This window comes from Dictyobacter arantiisoli (assembly GCF_008326305.1).
GTDB lineage: Bacteria > Chloroflexota > Ktedonobacteria > Ktedonobacterales > Ktedonobacteraceae > Dictyobacter > Dictyobacter arantiisoli.
In genome coordinates this window covers 98353-116463 of record NZ_BIXY01000004.1, presented here as the reverse complement: position 1 = coordinate 116463, position 18111 = coordinate 98353, and the positions used below count along the sequence as shown (strand labels likewise).

At 49.5% G+C, this 18111-nt stretch carries 17 protein-coding genes and 1 pseudogene; 14 read left to right on the top strand and 4 right to left on the bottom strand.

Features of this window, described 5'->3' with window-relative positions:
- Positions 1 to 17 precede the first annotated feature (17 nt).
- The 5 genes from F1593_RS02695 (at position 18) to F1593_RS02675 (ending at position 7594) form a co-directional block, all read left to right on the top strand.
- Positions 18 to 2228, top strand: a complete 2211-nt coding sequence (locus F1593_RS02695) for a hypothetical protein (protein ID WP_149400026.1) — start codon at positions 18 to 20, stop codon at positions 2226 to 2228.
- Positions 2229 to 2405: 177 nt separating this feature from the next.
- Complete coding sequence (locus F1593_RS02690) at positions 2406 to 3863, top strand: protein kinase family protein (protein WP_172631812.1); 1458 nt, start codon at positions 2406 to 2408, stop codon at positions 3861 to 3863.
- A gap of 109 nt (positions 3864 to 3972) precedes the next feature.
- Entirely contained in the window at positions 3973 to 5514 is a 1542-nt protein-coding gene (locus tag F1593_RS02685) for an amidohydrolase family protein (protein ID WP_149400024.1), read from the top strand.
- Between the two features lie 89 nt (positions 5515 to 5603).
- Positions 5604 to 6350 carry a hypothetical protein gene (locus F1593_RS02680; RefSeq protein WP_149400023.1) on the top strand — a complete coding sequence of 249 codons (747 nt, stop codon included), beginning with the start codon at positions 5604 to 5606 and terminating at the stop codon, positions 6348 to 6350.
- A 284-nt stretch (positions 6351 to 6634) separates the two neighbouring features.
- Complete coding sequence (locus F1593_RS02675) at positions 6635 to 7594, top strand: TIGR03560 family F420-dependent LLM class oxidoreductase (protein WP_149400022.1); 960 nt, start codon at positions 6635 to 6637, stop codon at positions 7592 to 7594.
- A 384-nt stretch (positions 7595 to 7978) separates the two neighbouring features.
- Here F1593_RS02675 and F1593_RS02670 read toward each other — a convergent pair whose 3' ends face one another.
- Complete coding sequence (locus F1593_RS02670; RefSeq protein WP_149400021.1) at positions 7979 to 8851, bottom strand: polyprenol monophosphomannose synthase; 873 nt, start codon at positions 8849 to 8851, stop codon at positions 7979 to 7981.
- A 266-nt stretch (positions 8852 to 9117) separates the two neighbouring features.
- Here F1593_RS02670 and F1593_RS02665 point away from each other — a divergent pair, with 266 nt between their 5' ends.
- Complete coding sequence (locus F1593_RS02665) at positions 9118 to 9978, top strand: YwqG family protein (protein ID WP_149400020.1); 861 nt, start codon at positions 9118 to 9120, stop codon at positions 9976 to 9978.
- A gap of 58 nt (positions 9979 to 10036) precedes the next feature.
- Positions 10037 to 10657: an HNH endonuclease gene (locus F1593_RS02660; RefSeq protein WP_149400019.1), complete on the top strand. Its 621-nt coding sequence runs from the start codon at positions 10037 to 10039 to the stop codon at positions 10655 to 10657.
- A 227-nt stretch (positions 10658 to 10884) separates the two neighbouring features.
- Here the strand turns inward: F1593_RS02660 and F1593_RS29210 are convergent, their stop codons facing one another.
- Together F1593_RS29210 and F1593_RS29775 are read right to left on the bottom strand one after the other, a co-directional pair.
- Positions 10885 to 11253, bottom strand: coding sequence for a hypothetical protein (locus F1593_RS29210; RefSeq protein WP_235932467.1), 369 nt, complete (start codon positions 11251 to 11253; stop codon positions 10885 to 10887).
- Positions 11254 to 11401: 148 nt separating this feature from the next.
- A pseudogene (locus tag F1593_RS29775) lies at positions 11402 to 11599 on the bottom strand (IS4/Tn5 family transposase DNA-binding protein); the annotation flags it as partial.
- Between the two features lie 226 nt (positions 11600 to 11825).
- Between F1593_RS29775 and F1593_RS02650 the strand changes: the two are divergent.
- From F1593_RS02650 to F1593_RS02635, 5 genes are all read left to right on the top strand, one after another.
- Positions 11826 to 12218, top strand: a complete 393-nt coding sequence (locus tag F1593_RS02650) for a hypothetical protein (protein WP_149400017.1) — start codon at positions 11826 to 11828, stop codon at positions 12216 to 12218.
- Positions 12219 to 12348: 130 nt separating this feature from the next.
- Positions 12349 to 12492: a hypothetical protein gene (locus tag F1593_RS28145; protein ID WP_172631811.1), complete on the top strand. Its 144-nt coding sequence runs from the start codon at positions 12349 to 12351 to the stop codon at positions 12490 to 12492.
- Between the two features lie 513 nt (positions 12493 to 13005).
- A complete protein-coding gene (locus tag F1593_RS02645) occupies positions 13006 to 13596 on the top strand; it encodes a hypothetical protein (protein ID WP_149400016.1) in 591 nt (196 codons plus the stop codon).
- A 54-nt stretch (positions 13597 to 13650) separates the two neighbouring features.
- The gene (locus F1593_RS02640) at positions 13651 to 14271 is read left to right on the top strand and encodes a hypothetical protein (RefSeq protein ID WP_149400015.1); all 621 of its coding nucleotides are present in this window, start codon (positions 13651 to 13653) and stop codon (positions 14269 to 14271) included.
- A 272-nt stretch (positions 14272 to 14543) separates the two neighbouring features.
- Positions 14544 to 14852, top strand: coding sequence for a hypothetical protein (locus F1593_RS02635; RefSeq protein WP_149400014.1), 309 nt, complete (start codon positions 14544 to 14546; stop codon positions 14850 to 14852).
- A 348-nt stretch (positions 14853 to 15200) separates the two neighbouring features.
- Here the strand turns inward: F1593_RS02635 and F1593_RS02630 are convergent, their stop codons facing one another.
- Positions 15201 to 16406 (bottom strand): cytochrome P450, encoded by a 1206-nt coding sequence (locus F1593_RS02630; RefSeq protein WP_149400013.1) that lies wholly within the window; start codon positions 16404 to 16406, stop codon positions 15201 to 15203.
- Between the two features lie 199 nt (positions 16407 to 16605).
- Between F1593_RS02630 and F1593_RS02625 the strand changes: the two genes are divergently transcribed.
- Positions 16606 to 17241, top strand: coding sequence for an NUDIX hydrolase (locus F1593_RS02625; protein WP_149400012.1), 636 nt, complete (start codon positions 16606 to 16608; stop codon positions 17239 to 17241).
- 233 nt (positions 17242 to 17474) lie between these two features.
- The gene (locus F1593_RS02620) at positions 17475 to 18095 is read left to right on the top strand and encodes a DoxX family protein (protein WP_149400011.1); all 621 of its coding nucleotides are present in this window, start codon (positions 17475 to 17477) and stop codon (positions 18093 to 18095) included.
- The last annotated feature ends 16 nt before the right edge of the window (positions 18096 to 18111 follow it).

Below are 18111 nucleotides of genomic sequence, written 5' to 3'. Positions count from 1 at the left end.
ATCTGAGAGGTTCATTTATGTCATACGATGAGGCACCTCAATTTTCAGGCTATATGGGTGGACCTGCGGGCCCACATCTGGTTAATCCTATGCTGCAGCACGCTGGGCCAGCAGTGCAAAATGGACAGTTGTACATGCCATCCGATATGCAGCAGATGCCACACTGGCCTGATAGTGAACAGACAAAAAATACGGAGCCAGCTCCCTCGATCTTTCATGGGGAAGCGCTGGCGCGAGATCCCTGGGCTGAACGGTATGGTCATTGGATTGTACTGGCTTTCTCGGCGGCCTTCTCTCTCTTTTTAGTTGGTATGGTTCTCTTTGGTCAGGTACCAGGAAAAAGCTTTTCACTGAAAGGCATTTCCGATATAGTACAATTTATCGGCGAAACAATTGGCCTCTTATTTTGTGTACGTATCGCGCTACGTCTGTATAAAGTATCGAATCAGTTACAGCGCCAGTTGATGCAGAATAAGACCGCTCGCCTCTCACCCAACGAACTGGCGACGGTTCATAATGAGGCGCAGGCTGCACGGCGTGCCTTTATGGCCTGGACACTCCTGGCCTGCGGTATCGCGCTCTATGCCAGCGGTCAAGCCATCTGGACCAGCTATGACATCCGTATGAACAGCGCTGACGTGCCTTTCCCTGGCATCTATGATATCGGTTTTGTGGCCTCTTATCCTTTCTTCCTGGTTGGTACACTCTTCCTGACGCGCCGCAATAAGGCATCGGTCGGTCGGGTACGCCTCCTGCTGGATGCCCTGGCGGTGATCGGTACCGCGCTGACCCTCTCCTGGTTCTTCCTGTTAAGTCCCTTGATCGCTAGCTTATCTCAATCACCCAGCGCAGGAGCATCGGTACTTTCGATCTATTTTCCGACAGGAGATCTGTTCCTGGTTGCTATCGGTGCACTCTTGATGTTCAGTCCACTTGCCAATCGCTCACAGCAACCCGTCTTTATGCTCTTATGTATGGGCCTCTTCTTCCTGGCTGTAACCGATAGCTTGCTGGCATTCTATAATCTTTCCGGCGGCTTCAACACCGGAACACTTCAGGATGTGCTCTGGCCTTTAAGCCTCTCTCTGATTGGCCTGGCCGCAATCGAATATCCACGCAGTATCGCCCGTGAGCAGGAGCAAGAAGAGGGCATGAAGAGTGCTCGCATGCTCAGTTCATCCCAGTTTGTGCCCAATCGTCTGACGCAAATCAGCATGACCGCACAAACCATCGCACCATTCATCCTGGTGTTGGCAACCTGCGCAGTGCTACTGACAAATGTGGCGCGGCGCGGTGGCACAACCTTGATCGAAGCGGATATCGTGGCGCTGGTTCTGATTTTGATTGTGATTGCCCGTCAAGCTATGACCTTGCTAGAAAATAACCGCCTGACCATGCAGATGCGCGGCGAACTGGTTATTTCGCGCCGTGAGTTGCAAGTGACGCGTCGTGAGGCAGATGAGGCAACACGTTCGGCTCAGGACAAACAGATCATGGAAGATGGCATCTCAGCACTACGAGATGTGCATGCACGTGTCGCTCGCGGTGATATCATCGCTCGTGCCCCTACGGTAGCTGGTCCCCTGCTACCTATCGCAATTAGCCTGAACCTGATGCTGGATCGTATTAGCGCTCTGTCACAGCGTGGAGCTAAATATGATCAACTGGCGCAGGAGTGCCGGGCACTGCAAGAAGGTATAGATCGTCTGGGTCAAGGATTGGCCCCCTGGCCTGCCAATCAGCCGATGCCGCAGGGAGCGACCGAGCTGCGGTCAGTCTATATTGGGCTCTCACATATTCAACGTCGGCAGGAAAATCAGTGGCGACGTGTGGGAAGCGCTCTGGAGTCGTTGAACAATCTGACGCGGCGCATCCAGGAGGCGCTCAATGAAATCAAGGGCTCACATCTGTTCAGCAAACAGACCAACGCCAGCTTTGAACGTATGGTGCTGGATCGCGTGATCCGTGAAGTTGATCTGCTCCATGAGCAACAACGTAATATCATCACGCAGTTGGCCTCTAGCCATCAACAGCAGCAGAGCGCAATGGCGCAGGCCGCAACATCGAACAAGCGGACCTCCGATATGGCTCATATCATACCGCCAACATTGACGCCACGTCCGCAGAGCCTGCCAGCGCCTCAGCAGAATGTCAATGCTCATCAGAATAGTTATAATCAACGCTTCTATCAATCACATCATCTGGAGCATATGCCTTTAGATGAATAAAGCAGCCAGCCAGGAGGGATATCTCATGGGATTTAACAGCATGCAGCCTATCCCTCCCGCTGCATTGGCACGCTGGTGGCACATCTGGTTAGAGAAATGATCGAAAACACTTCCCGTGGTTCAGAAGAGAGGCCGAACGAAATGGATCACAATTCACAATCAGGGTCGCGAGGTGAAATGACGACTCCGTTTTGTCTGGGACATCCTTCGCACACATTGCTGCCGGAGGAGAGTATTTGTCGGATATGTGGTGCGCTGGCAGCCCATACCGTGATCGGGGTCTATGAGGTGCAAAAACTTCTGGGCACTGGGAAAAGTGGATATGCCTATCTGGCACAGCATCAGCGTTCAGGACAACCTGTGGCACTCAAACTTTTCCCACCACAGGCCGCACAGACAGAACTCTGGGAAGCAGCACGTCGAGAGGTACGCATCGCGACATCCTTGCGACATCCATCTATCCTATCCGTTTTTAGTTGTAATACCTGGTCCCCTGAACAAAAAATGAGTTCTAGCGGTATCCAGGATCGCTATCAAACGCTCTCAAATATGTATCTTTTGACGCTCTGCCAGTACATCCCAGGCTCGCTTAAACACTTTGTGACATATTTGCAACAAGCAGAGAACCAGCGGGCACTGCGTGAACATGGCACATCAGTAAAGGCATTGCTCCTGCATGTCCTGCAACAGATTGGCTCGGCTGTCCAGGCGGCCCACGCGCGCGGGATCGTCCACGGGGCATTGTTGCCCGGCAATATTCTCTTTACCAGTTATGAGCGAGCCTGGGTGGCGGACTTTGGGCTGGGTCGTTTGCAACCACCGCCCGCGCCTTATCTGCCGCCAGAACTCTATGCCGCGGCCCAGGCCAGTCAACAGGGGAACTTTCAAGCCTATTGGAATATGGCGAATCCTGCCAGCGATCAATACATGTTTGCAGTCCTATGTCAACAGTTATTTTCGCAAACACTCCATAGTACAGACTATGAACCATTCCTGCCCGTGCTCAACCGGGCAATGCATCTCAAACCTGAGCGTCGCTATCCAGCGCTTAGCCTGCTAGTACAGGATCTCCTGACGTTGAGTACACAGGCCTCTGGCATACGCCCGGCCCAGTCACCGCGTCCAGCGCCAGGGAATCAAGGAAATCAAAAGAACTATCCATTGACTCCTCCAGCCTCGCTGCCGCCAGTTAATCCACGTGGACCGGCCGGGAATAGCGGATCTGGAGGCCCGAGATCATCAGGTGTCACGCCGCTACCAGCCTTTGCCAGTGGCCCGTTGACACCGGCACTACCAGCTACCCCTTTGACGCCCACTATGTCGCTGACAGCGGAGGATTGGGAGAAACGTGGTGACAAACTCTTTACGATGCATGATTATGAAGAGGCACTCAAAGCTTATCATCGCGCGGTAGAAGTCAACTGGAACAATGCTCATACCTGGCTGGCCCTGGGGGATACCTATTTCGCACTTGAACGTCATAAAGAGGCTTTGATGGCATATGAACAAGCCATGTATCTCAATCCCAATGACGCGCAAATCTGGCTGAATCGTGGAGCTATTCTGGATGTGCTGGGACGCCATCAGGAAGCCCTTGATTGTTATGAACGAGCCGATCAATTGCAGTCAGCATAATACCAAACGAGCAAAATAACTGCGTCAAAGTAGCATGCGCCAGCCCGAATCATCGTTTCTATCTCTATTGTATCCTTTTATAGCCCTGTCCGAATAGGAGTTGTCTTGTATGCAAACCATACTTAAACCAGATTTTTCCGTACAGCCTGCGCCCACCGCAACCAGCTATCTTCTTATTCAGGACTGTACTGTGCTGGCTCCCGATGAGCCTGGCAAGCTGCTACCAGGGCAAGATATTTTAATTGCCGATCAGAAGATTGCTGCCGTTGGTCCCAGTGGATCGCTTGCCGTGAATCCATTACGCGTTGAAAGGGTGATTACTGGCAAGGACCGCCTGGTGATGCCGGGACTGATCAACGCCCATACCCACTCATTGGAAAATCTGCTCAAGGCAACCTCGCCATCGCTCCCGCTAGAACTCTGGTTGATTCCATTATTTGCCGACACGCTTGATTGGTCACCCCGTTTAGTGTATCTTAGCACGTTGCTGGGGGCGCTAGAAATGCTGAAAACTGGCACCACGGCTGTATTGGACCATCTGTGGACAGGAGCTGGTGTCGCCACAAAATATCTGGATGCGACGATGCATGCCTATCACGATGCGGGTATCCGCGCTGCCGTTGCACCCTCGATTGAAGATCAGGATCTGGTGCTGGAGGCCGGTATCAAGCGCGGCATGACCTTTCCCGATCATCCCTTTACGAATCGCTTTGATGATTGGGATACCATCGATCAGCAGGTAGCTTCCTTAGAGCTTTTCGTGCAGACCTGGCATCAAACGGACAATGGACGCTTGCGCTGTTTCATCGGTCCAAGTGGCATTCATTGGTGCAGCCCGGAACTGCTAAAAACATGCTTACAGCTCTCAGATCGCTACCAGACAGGTATGCATCTGCATGCCGTAGAAACGGAGCTACAGGCAGCAGTGATCCACGAAGAGCTTGGCCAGGGAGGTATCCATTATTTAGCAGACATGGGGCTGCTACGTCCCGGCACATCGCTGGCCCATAGTATCTGGTTGGAGAAGGGCGACCTCGAGATCCTGGCCCGCACAGGGGCCACAGTAGTACATAATCCTATCAGTAACTTGCGACTCGGCAGTGGTCGCTTCCCGTTTACGGAGGCGCTCACGCAGGGCGTCACGGTCGCCCTGGGCAGCGATGGTTCGGCCAGTAATGATCGTCAGAATATGTTTGATGTCATCAAGCAAACCGGCCTGATGCATAATTTGCCAGATATCAATTATCGCCAATGGCCTCAACCACCGCAGATCCTGCATGCCGCAACCAATGGCGGAGCCGCGGCACTGGGATTATCCAACGAACTGGGCAAGATCGCGCCAGATCAACTCGCCGATCTTATGTTACTGAATCTAGAGGATGATGCGTTTATACCTTTGCGCGATCCTTATTTACACCTTGTCTATTGCGAACATGGTACAGCAGTCGATAGCGTCATCGTGAATGGAAAAGTGGTGCTCGAAGGAGGCAAGATCAGCAATGTCGATGAGCAAGCGGTACGACAAGAAATACGTGAACATTGCCAGTTCACTCTGACAAAGACGTCACAGAGCCATGCCGCAACACAGACAATCCTTTCCCAACTCGATCAATTACGTCACATTATTCTGCAGAAAAAACAGGTATTGTAGGTTATTTTTTATGAGGAAACAACTCTTATGTCCCGGCCATGCCTGCCACGGACACTATTTTGGATAGCATGAAGAAAGGACCACTACCCATGGATGATTTGACACGCACGCAGAATACCGATACAGCTAACGATCAGCCTCTCAATGAGGTCGAGAAGCCAAACTACGCCAGCGATTATCCAGAAGAACCACCCGAAGTTGGAGGGAGCGCCTCAACCAGCATTCGCTATACCTTCCGCTTCACGGGCTGGCCGAACATCTCGCAACTGGTCGCGGTAGCCGTTGCAACAGCCGTGTACACCGTCTTATCCTGGCTCACCATCACCACATTACCTAATCCGGCACTCGGCGTCAGTCCGCTCTTTATCGCCATCGGCTTTGGCATTCCCTTCGCCCTCTGGTTTGGTGGCTGGGCCTTCGTTATCGCCTATATCGGCAACTTCGTCGGAGCGGGCCTGCTCTCAGGGCTGCCAGCGCCAATCGCCATTCCCTTTGGGGCAGCGGACTTCATTCAGCTCTGTATCCCCATGCTCCTGTATCGTTTCCTTGCTCCACGTTTCAACGTAAGCCCGATTGGGAAAGATGTCTTTACGCGTCGTGGCTTCATCTTCTTCCTCATCTGTGCGGTCATACCCAATAATATCGTAGGCGGCCTGTATGGCAACTTCGTCTTATTAACCACCAACATGGAAACACCCAACTTATTCATCCCTAGCTGGTTCACATGGTCGGGTGTCAACATTATCATCGTCCTGATCATCGGTTCAATCCTGCTTTCACAACTGGGCCCCATCGTCGAGCGATTCGGACTCACCATCCGAGACGCCTTGCGCTAGATCCTCCCAACGCGTAACCAACGCCTCCCCGATCATTTTAGAATGGTCTGGGAGGCGTTTTGTCACCCCTTCCGTAGAAACCACCCTTCACGGGCAACGATCCTCTCGTACCCGGCTCTCATTTCCGCCTGCTCTGGCGCGACTTCGGAGCGAGGTTGCAATGCTCCTCCACCCGTGAAGGGTGGTTTCTACGGGTGGATCGGCGTTCCGCCTTTTATTTGCAGCTATAGGTGGGGCGCGGTATATTGATAAGAGAATATCAATGAACTGAGGTTTATAGACAAATGGTAGAAGTTTCGCTTATGATCGAGGGCCAGAACGGTTTAAACTGGCCCTATTGGAAACGTTTGGCCGCCGAAGTGGATCAGCTGGGCTTCGCTGGCCTGTTCCGTTCCGACCATTTTACGAATCCTAATCCACCTGATCTCGACTCGCTAGAAATGATCGTCTCTCTAGCCTATCTGGCCGATCAGACAAAGCAGATCCATTTTGGTCCGCTGGTGGCGCCGATCTCTTTCCGTGAACCAACCTTGCTGGCACGTCAGGCCGCATCTATTGATGATTTAAGCGGCGGTCGCATGATACTGGGATTGGGAGCTGGCTGGCAGGAGCGGGAACACCATAACTTCGGACATGAACTGGGCGATATCAAAACGCGTATGGCGCGCTTTGAAGAAGGATTGGAAGTTGTGACACGCTTATTGCGTAGCGATGAGCCCGTAACCTTTGAAGGCCAATTCTTTCAGTTACGCGACGCTATCCTCTTACCGCGCCCACAACGTGCTGGTGGGCCTCGCATCCTGATTGGCGGCAACGGTCTCAAACGCACCCTGCCCCTGACCGCACGCTATGCCGATATCTGGAATGGAATCTTCCTCACGCCAGCCGATTTCAAAGCGCATTCTGTGCGCCTGGATGAACTATTAATAGCGGCTGGTCGTCAGCCCGGTGATGTGAAACGCACCATGATGCATCAGATCATCTTTGCCCATGACGATACGGATCTCGCGCAAAAGCTCAACGTTTACCGCCTGAATCCTGATTTCCATGGACTCTCCAACGACGAACTTGTCGACCATCTGGCCGCCAACACTACAGCTATTATTGGTACCGCCAAACACGTCATCAAACAGATTCAGACCTATGCACAGGCTGGTGTCGAAGAATTGATGCTCCAATGGTTTGATTTCGAAGATGTGGAGGGTTTGCGCGCTTTCGCGACCAGTGTACTGCCGCACATCTAAGCACATATCAGACAGCTCTTGTCTGCGCAATCTTTGCGCATGACTTTTCGCACCGAGGTGCTCAAAAAAAATTTTTATTATATAGTGTATAAAGGGTTCTTCGAACCCTTTATACACTATATAATAAAAACATGCAGTAGTGTCAACACCTGTACATTTTTATTAAGTGTTGCAGTAGTGTCAACACCTGTACATTTTTATTAAGTGTTGCAGTAGTGTCAACACCTGTACATTTTTATTAAGTGTTGCAGAAAAAGTTCGAAGAACTTTTTCTGCAACACTTAATAAAACTTTTTGAGCACCTCGGTGCGAAAAGTCATGGGCCACGATAGCAAAGACCATGCGAGTTTGAAATATGCTAAAGAGCCCAGCGCAAAAATCCCTCTAACGCGATGAGGAATTTTTACGCTGTGCCTTTGCCAGCACTTCTTTTTGTACGTCCTCCATGGGCATGGACGTGGTTGGTTGCTCGTAGTAGGCAAGCACTTTTGTCTGACCAACATACGGCGGTAAGATCTGATGGACATATGCGGCTGTGGGACGAGGAGTCTTATGCAATAAGCATTTCAGGCGTATTCCCAATACATAGGTAAAAGCTTCGAATACGATCTTACGTGACATCTTGGATTGACCCAGGCGGCGATCCACAAAGATAATCGGGGTTTCGACAACTTTAAAACTTTTATTCAGGACACGATATGTCATCTCAACCTGGAAAGCATAACCGCGCGATTGGACACTATCCAGATCGATAGCCTCCAAAACCTCACGGCGATAACAGCGGAAGCCGCCGGTACAATCGTGTACAGGAACCTGCAAAACGACGCGCGCAAAGATATTGCCGCTCCCACTGATCAGCCGCCGCATCAGCGACCAGTTAGGCATAGCGCCACCAGGAATATAGCGCGAGCCAATCACCAGATCCGCCTCGCGAATCGCCGCCAGAAAGGCTGGCAAATGCTGTGGATCGTGTGAGAAATCAGCATCCATCTCAAAGGCTGCATCATAGCGCTGGGCGATGGCATACTTAAAGCCAGCGATATAGGCCGTGCCCAATCCCAATTTACCCGGACGTCGCATGACCGAGATACGCCCATCCTGCTGCTTCATTTCCTCCGCCAATTGACCGGTTCCATCGGGCGAATTATCATCGACGATCAAAACATCCGTGGTGGGAACATACGTAAAAATGCCGGCTAAGAGAGAAGGAAGATTTTCTATTTCATTATATGTGGGAATAATAATCAACGTTTTCATGAATTGTTCCCTTTACTGTTCATCACTACTGGTGTCTCGAAAAATAAAACTCTGTCTAAACAACGCTTTATGGACAAAATTAGCTTCTCAACAAAGTGTACCTCTGCCACAAAATTTTGCCTCTGGAGAGAGCAAACACAACGCATGCCATACTGATCATCTTGTGAAAGCTTTTTTAACTGGCTCAAAATGATTGGGAATTACGTTACAAAAAGGAAAGCTATCAATGATTTATTAGACCAATAGTGATAAAGGACGATGCACATATGGACAAAACCGCCACGCAAGATGCTATAAAACAGACCGGCCTGACAGGCCTGCTCAAGTATACGGATATGCTGCTCCAGCCAGCGATCCAGCTTAAAACGACGCTGGTCAAAGATCAGAAGGCCGAGGCTGCTCTGAAGCCAGGCACTTCAAAGTTTGGCGGCATTCCTGATCTCCCACCGGAACAGGATTGGCCGACCTGGAAAAATATTCCTCAATCGTTTATCGCCCAGCTTCGGCTCGCCGATCTACAAAACTATGATGTCCATCACTGGCTCCCACAGGATGGGATGCTCTGGTTCTTCTACGATGCCAGGCAAGAAACCTATGGCGAAGATCCTCAGGATGTCGGGGGCTGGCAGGTTTTTTATCGCGCCGACACGAATAACCTCAAACCAGCGACGGTACCCACAAATCTTCCAGTCTCAAGCCGCTTCAAGAGCAGTACGGTCAGCGTTGCGTCGGAACTGACCCTGACACAACAGCCACAACTAGAGGTTACTAATCTGAAATGGAGCGATGACGATCAAGAGAAATATGATACTGTCTATGAGCAATTTACGGACGTAGAAAACAAAACGCAGCCACGCCATCGTATCTTTGGCTATCCCGATACTCTTCAGGATGATATGCGCGTGCAATGTCAGTTAATGACCAATGGCATTACCGACGCCAATGATCCACGGGCAGCGCAGCTATCCAAAGGGGCTAATGACTGGCAACTCCTGCTCCAGATCGATAGCGATGAGGCCGCTGGTATGCAATGGGCCAATAGTGGCATGCTCTTCTATTGGATCAAACTATCTGATCTTCAAGCACATAAATTCGATCATACCTGGCTCGTACTGCAATCCGAGTAATTTGATTACTGTCTGGTGCTCGCTTTATAGCTAAAACACATAAAGGAGGAATGGAGAGATGGAGAAAAAAGGGAAGTGGTTGATCCTATGGCTATTGAGTATCCTGCTACTCAGTGGCTGTACTGGCGCGACAACACAAACGACAAAGCATTCAACTACAAAAGCCATAAACTCAGCCGATACAGCGAGCATCTTGCATTCTTCGCAAGCCATAGCACCGCTTTGGGGCCATCGTACCAAAACCAGTCACTGCCATATTCAAGGATCACTACCAGATCCAGCCTGTACACCAGGGAATATTATGCCTGGGGCCACTGCAGATACAGTCTGCGTACCGGGCTATACACGCACGGTACGGAATGTATCGGTCAGCACCAAAAATCGCGTCTACGCCGAATATGGCATCACCCAACGTTCACCTGGTCAGTATCAGATCGATCATTTCATCAGTCTGGGATCGGGAGGAGCCAACGACATCTCTAATCTCTGGCCACAGCCTGCTACGCCATTACCTGGCTACCACGAAAAAGATCGCCTGGAACGCTACCTCTATACACTGGTATGCAACGACCAGATGAGCTTGAAAGACGCACAAATCCAAATGGCAACCAACTGGGTAGCCGCCTACCAGGCCATACCCAAAAACTGGGTAGCCGATACAAGCAAAGATCCTGATTAACGTAGCCGCCGCACTTTATGGGCGATACCACTAAAATAAGAGGAATTTGTAGATCTCTGTCTTTCCGGGCTCGTACTACTCTCTCACCCCAACGCTCTGCACTGCTCCCTGAGAGGGATGTTGGAGTGGGGTGGGAATGACCTACGGGCGCGTTGGTCGTACGCGTTACAGTGCATCGACCTGCGCTACGCTGCGTGCGCTGCCTACGTTTTCCATCATGATTCTCGTTATTTGAGCTGTATTGGGGTGTCCCCTTGATCCACCAACAGATCCATGCGGCGATTGTGTTTGACTCGTAGTTCAAATCCACATCCCAACGCTTGACAGACCTCCATGAACGCAAAGATATCGCTGCCTCGATCCCCGACATGGATATATTCGCAGTCGGCAGGCGCCATCCCGATGCTCTGCGCTTGTTCTTGCCACACCTGCGACTCTTTTTGTTTCCGTCGTTCGCGTTGATGAGTCGTTTCTCCCTCCGGGGCAGGCTGGCGCAAAAAGGGATGTTGCGCGGCGATACCGGACACCTGCCGGGTGGTTGGGGAGACGGCTAAGACTGTTTGCAGCAAATAGCCCTGATGATCGCCATTGTCCAATGAGGCCCAATCCCGTGGTGGCGCGATGCTGTTGATAGTCCACCTCGGTCATATCTTGAATGAGGAGGACGCGTTTCTGGTGCTGCATCTGCATGCGTGTGTGCTGCACATGCGGCTGGATGAGCCGTTCATAGGTCACCTTCGGGCTCTCCAGGAGCCGATACGCTGCTTTGGTGCCGGCCTGACTCCCCATTTGAGCGGGCAATGACTCCATCGGAAACCGAGCCATGGCCGTGGCGACCTGAATGGCCCGGGCTGTGTGTCGTCGTCGTCTATCAGCCAGCAGCGCTGCCCCATAGGTCAGGACGGCCCACTGTTCAGCTGTTTGTATGCGCTCTTGCTCCATTTTTTCTTCTCTCTCTTTCTTTCCTTCACTTTTCCTTTCTTCTATTCTGTCATTTCTTCATTCCAAAAATGTGGGTAAAAGACAGGGTCGCAGCCGAGGTGCGCTTTGTCGTTCACGTACCCAAATCTCGCCCCAACACGCTCGCATGCCTGACATCATACGCTTTCCTCGTCCCGTACGATCCCAACGCCACAGATGGGAAAGAAGCATTTGGGGAAAACACCAAATGAAGGAAGACGTAGGCGCGGCACGCAGCGTCGCAAGGTCCGCGCTCTCGTCTCGTACGATCCTCCCGCCCGTAGGTATTCCTCCCCAGCATCCGTCTCGGGCAATACCGTTAAAAGAAGGAGAATGGATGGCGAAAAACGGGGTCTTCATCTCCCCAACAACGGTGCCGGGGCAGAGGACAGAGCATTGGGCCGCGATGAAGGTGCGTGCCAAGGCCGCAGCCGAGGTGCGCTTTCCCCTTCCTCGTACGACCCCCTCGTCAGGGCATTGGGGCGAGATGGTGGTACGAGCCAGAAAACCCGACCGCAAGGGTGCGGGCCTTCTTTACAAGATCCTCCTTCGGATCGATGCCGCTGCAACAACGTGGCATGGCTTACTGATACGTATGTAACTTCTGCGCTTACAGGATCCTCTTTCGGATCGACTCCTCTGCAACGCCAAAGGTATCAACGGTTACGTCGTCAATATCGACTTACAGTAATTGATGGACCCAGGGCCCACCATCAGGGATGAAAATGCGTATGAATCAGTGGGGATCAGTCGTGGCCGAGGTCGCGGATACTGTCACCCGGGCGACCACGAAAACATCCTTTGCCCGATCCGATGGCTCCCAAACGGCCCGTTGGTCGGCCTCGGAAAAGTGCTTGAGCTCATTCACCACTTAATGATATTGTTGGCGAAATCAAAAGTCGAGCCTGTGACGGAGGACAACATGTCTCTCGTTTGAGCTTAGGAAACCTATTCGCCAACAATATCTTAATATAGTTCTACCCTTATCTTATCTATCCTCCAGCTTTTCGACACCACACATTATTTAAAATATCTTCATCAATCACATTCCTGCCTTTAAAACAAAAAGTAGTGTTACATCTCCTGCTAATTAGTATTAACATGCTAGGCATAACCATCTTATAATTAATTCCCTTTGCCTTTTATCAATACGTACAGATACAATCATTCAGACATAATCAAAAATCCATATATCTCTTTACTAGCTGCTATAATGCATTGACATATATATATATGTTATAAACAATAGTGCTTGATGAAATTACTGATTCAAGCATCTAATAAGACGCTCAAAGTATTTTTAATATTTTAGAGCGCTATAAATCAGAAAGAACGTATATACCTACTAAGAATGTGTTCATTTCTTTTGTCCTAAAGAGAGGAGAACTATGCACCCATTGGAAGAAGGACCAAGAGACGCTAAGTTAACAAGCACGGCTCAGTCTTATGACCACAAAGGAATAGTCCGTATATCCCATTTTACGCGACTATTTTTGTGTAGCTTCAGCATTTTGCTAATCATGTTAACCACCAGTGGTTCTGTCTTGGCAGATCAACAACATGTAAGTAAGCCGTTGAATATCATCCAAATTGTCTATCCATCCTATGATTTTTTAGGTTGTGGAACTGGATGGAACAATGCTATTGATGGTAATCTACAAAGCTTTCGATACGCTTATACTACGGGTTCACAAGCTTGTTCGCAGGCAGTTTGGGATATACATGACGTTTCTCAAAACCGTACATGTAGTGTAAACGCGTATATCCCTACTGTGTTTGCAACCGCAAACATATCTTATGGATTCTATAGAGCAAACGGGTCATTAATTAAACGTTATTCAGTCAACCAGTACTATTACTCTGGCGAAGTTACGCTAGGTGATCCTGTGTATGGAATCCACCATATACTTATTCAAAGTAATAATGGGGAAAATGGAACATACATGGGTGCTGCTTACTTGAGCTACGATTGCGGTTAAGCAGTAGCAAGCATACAATAGATAAAGAGTACAAAAAGAAAGTAAAGGATTACAATGAAAAAACTCAAATGGCTTAGATACCTAGTAATTTGTTTGACTCTTACCGTCTTATGCTTTGCATACATTTCCGACACAGCCTCAGCTGCTACTTTTAAGAAAAATCCGACAACTACGACCAACTGGGAAAGTATTAAGGTCAAAGCAGATGCACACATTCATATAACCAACGGCGTAGCTTCTGTTGATTCACAAATCGATACTGCACTCGTAAAAGATGAAGTAGCTCTTGTCAATAAGTTTGTCGCAAAGTTTAACGCTTTACCTTTAACACTTCGACAACATCCTCATGCTTCGGTTTCAGTTGTTGCTCCCAAGTTTGTACAACCTTATAGTAATACTTATCAATGGCACTATGATGTGTACTGGTGGGGTGTGCGTATATATTTAAATACGTACGCCGCACAAAATTTCAATAACGCTATGATCGTTCTTGGGGCTGCAATAGGAGCCGCGATTGGGAATGTACTTGGAGTAGGTGCTGGGGCAGTTATTGGAGCTATAGTTGGAGCGATTGCTGGAGTAGCCGCCTCCTGGGTAGATAACGAATGTGGAGATAGGGGGATATTCATTGATATCAACTGGCTTTTACAAGTAGGTCTCACGCCAGTCTGTTGATCATAATATGCTTTATAAACTACCTGTACCGTTGAAATTAGACAGTCTATCATTGAGCTAGTTTCTAGTTACGAACAAGGTGCGCGAATAAGGCAATAACAGCAAACTCAGTGTACAAGATTTTCGTGAACTGCTATTCATGGCTATAGCAGGAGACCGTCACACTGAGTTGATCGAGAGAACGTCCCGTGATTTTTTGTTAAAAAAGATTATGGGACGTTCTTACTAGTAAGTAACATTCGTCCTAAAATTTTTGTAGAGAGGATAAAACGATGGAACAAGCAAACATTCGTATTGAGCGTCGTCCAAGCACCTCCGGTATTCTGCGTAGCTATAAAGTGTATGTTGATGGTCAACAAGTAGGGAAACTCCGAGAAAGTGAGCAATTGGCAGTACCAGTTCAACCAGGAGATCATGTGATCGTTTTGAGAGTCGATTGGTGTTCTAGCCATCCTGTTACCGTTCATGTCGAAGCCGGTGAGGAAGTACCACTTTACGGCCAAAGCATATCAGGTATAATTGCGGGACTGTATACACTAATATTCAATCCCCAAAATTATATTCAAGTGTTTTCGCATTAAGGGATATACACATCTAGCCCAACACGCATCAGCGTGTTTTTTGCGGCGATATTCCCTAGCAAATTCAACCTTACAACTCTACTAAATAGCGGTCAGCTCCGAATTGGCCGCTATTTTAGCACATGAAAAAACCTCCCCAATTCGTCTATTGCAAAGACAGAGCTTTTTGTGGATTCTCTTGATTACGTTCGCATCTCAGTGCAGAGCATCGGGGCGAGAGCGTCGTACGAGCAAAGGAGCATTGACCTGCGCTGACGCTCCGTGCAATGCCTACGTTTTTCCTCATGATTCTCGTTATTTGAGCGGTATTGCCCGTAAAGCATGGTGGCGTCGTACTTCCAATCTTCCTCAGGGGGTTATCACCAGATTATGGACGGTTGTATGTGGCTTGAATGTGATGGGGAGACTGTTTACACGCCGGAAGACGGTAATGGTGTCAGAGTCGATCACGGTGCCAGGGACGACATGCAGATCGGTCAGCTGCTCAAGAATCATGGGTAATGCGATAGTGGTTTCGAGGCGCGTCAGTGGAGCGCCCAGGCAGGTATGAATACCATGTCCGAAGGCAAGATGCTTGCATGCTCCCCGCTCGATGTCAAAGCGTTCGGGATCTACGAAGCGTTCGGGATCACGATTGGCCGCGGCAATCCAGCCAAATACCATATCGCCAGCATGGATCAATTGATCATCAAGCAGAATATCTGTCTGGGCGACTCGGAACATACCCCAGAGAATGGCCCGATAACGCAATACCTCTTCCACAGCGGATGGCATCAGGGTAGGCTGCATGCGTAGACGATCCATGACGCCGGGATGGGTATCAAAACATTGGATCGCCAGTGCCAACAGATTTTTCGTCGTCTCATGTCCTGCGATCAGCAACAGGACACAAAAAACAATCAGTTCCTCTTCCGTCAAATGCTCACCATCCACCTCTGCGGCCAACAGGCTACTCATTAGATCCTGGCGTGGACGCGAACGGCGCTCCCGCAGCATAACAGAAAAGTAATCAGACATCTCCTGCATCGACTGTTCACGCCGTTCCTCACTTCCTTCATCCATATCCGCGCCGCTGGCGATACCATCTGCCCAGCGCTTATAGAGTGCGCGATCACTGACCGGAATCCCGATCAGTTCCGCAATCACTGTCACGGGAAATGGATAAGAGAAATCCTGCACGAAATCAACCGATCCTTTGTCCTTAATCTGATCTAATAGATCCTGCACGATCTCCTGGATACGTCCCGTTAGCAGCGAGCAGGATTTCGGCGTGAAGACCTGCGCGACAATATTGCGCAACTGATTATGGCGTGGTGGGTCCATCGTCAAAAAGCTAATCCCGCGCCGCTGATCCTCTGGCCGCACAAGTTCCGCCCATTCAGACGAAAAGTGTGTATAATCAGTCAGCACATGCTCGACATCCTTATAGCGAAAGACATACCAACGCTCGGTCTCTTGATCGTAATAGACAGGATGTTGTTCACGCATCTCGCGGAACCACGCAAACGGATCAGATTTCTGGATGGGGCTGAATTGCTTCTGCACGCGCACCATACGATGCTTCCTTTCACGACTTGCAACAGAACACAGGTACAGAATACGGCTCGCCAGGAAATACAATAAGTACTGGCTCTTTTCTATAGAGTATTCCGCCAGCCAAAGAGGGGCATCACTATAACACTCCGATCTGTAATGTTTGCTATAATTTTCGTGAGGATGTTCATAGATAGAGAGAAAAAGGATTACATTTTTTATGGAGAGCGAACAACTCGCGATCTTTACAGAGCAGATGGAACGGATTGGCGTGTGTAGCCGGACCGAGGTGCATGCTCAAGGGTACTGGCACGAGACATTCCATTGCTGGTTCTTACAGCAGACAGACGGTAAAGATTATCTGCTCTTTCAATTGCGGGCTGCGCAAAAAAAAGATTTCCCATCCACATTGGATGTTACTGCCGCCGGTCACTTACTGGCTGACGAGACACCCGCCGATGGAGTACGTGAAATAGAAGAAGAATTAGGGGTGAAACTTTCTTTTCATGATCTCATAGATGCTGGCATTATTCCACATCAAATTGAGCTCGGGGCGTTAAAAAATCGAGAATTTTGTCATATCTACTTCTATCAACTCACCCAGGCAATCGAAACATTGGTGCTACAGCCAGAGGAGGTGGCCGGTATCTTCCAGATTGAATTAGGTGTTTTTGAGCAATTTATCGCACAGGAACGCACAACTATCCCAGGATATGGCTATATCATACAAGCAGATGGGACCAGACAGACGCTGATTAAAGAGTTTGGGACAGCAGACCTCTGTCCACACAACCCGCACTACTTCCCTGAAATTATCCAGACTGCCAGGCAGATCTTACATAAAAGCAACGCGTAATTTGATGCTCATTTCTAAACCCATTATCTTGATGTCGCTGTGACTGCATCGATGAAATATGAGATCGATTTGTGATGTGCAAACCTTATTCTATCTATGGATGAGAAAAGAGATTCAACTGATTGGAGCGCTGGATAGAGCGTATAGCTTGAATTAGAATTCTTCATTCATTGATAGAAAATTGTAAGTTTCATTACTTTTTGTGCAGTACTCATCATAGAAAAGGGACAATTATGAGATCTCTTCACGACGTACAACCACGCGCAGCCACACAGATTGGCGAAGCGCCACTGGCATCATTTATCTTTGCAGACACTCGTATGGCCTGGTTCTGGCTGATTGTTCGCTTATATGTAGGATATGAATGGCTGTCCGCAGGTTTAGAAAAAATGGTTGGTCCTAACCGCTGGGTCTTCTCTGGACATGATGGCGCGGCAATGGCGGGCTTCGCGAAAGGCGCGTTGAAACTCTCTGCCGGACCCCATGCGGCGGTACAGGGCTGGTATGCCACTATCTTGCAAAGTGTCGTTATTCCAGCCGCTCCTGCCTTCGCCTATATCGTGACCTTTGGTGAGGTGCTGGTAGGACTGGGACTGATCTTCGGTATTCTGACCGGTATCGCCGCCTTCTTCGGTGTCTTTATGAACCTGAACTATATGCTCGCCGGCACCGTCAGCATCAACCCGGTGATTGGTGTACTGGCAATGTTCTTGATCCTGGCCTGGCGTATCGCTGGCTACTGGGGTGGTGACCGCTGGATACTGCCTCTATTGGGCACTCCCTGGACAGGCTCCCTGCTCAAACAGCGCAAGAATGAAGAGCATAAAACAACTGGCGAAGCGCAATCATTATAATACAGCACAACGAAGG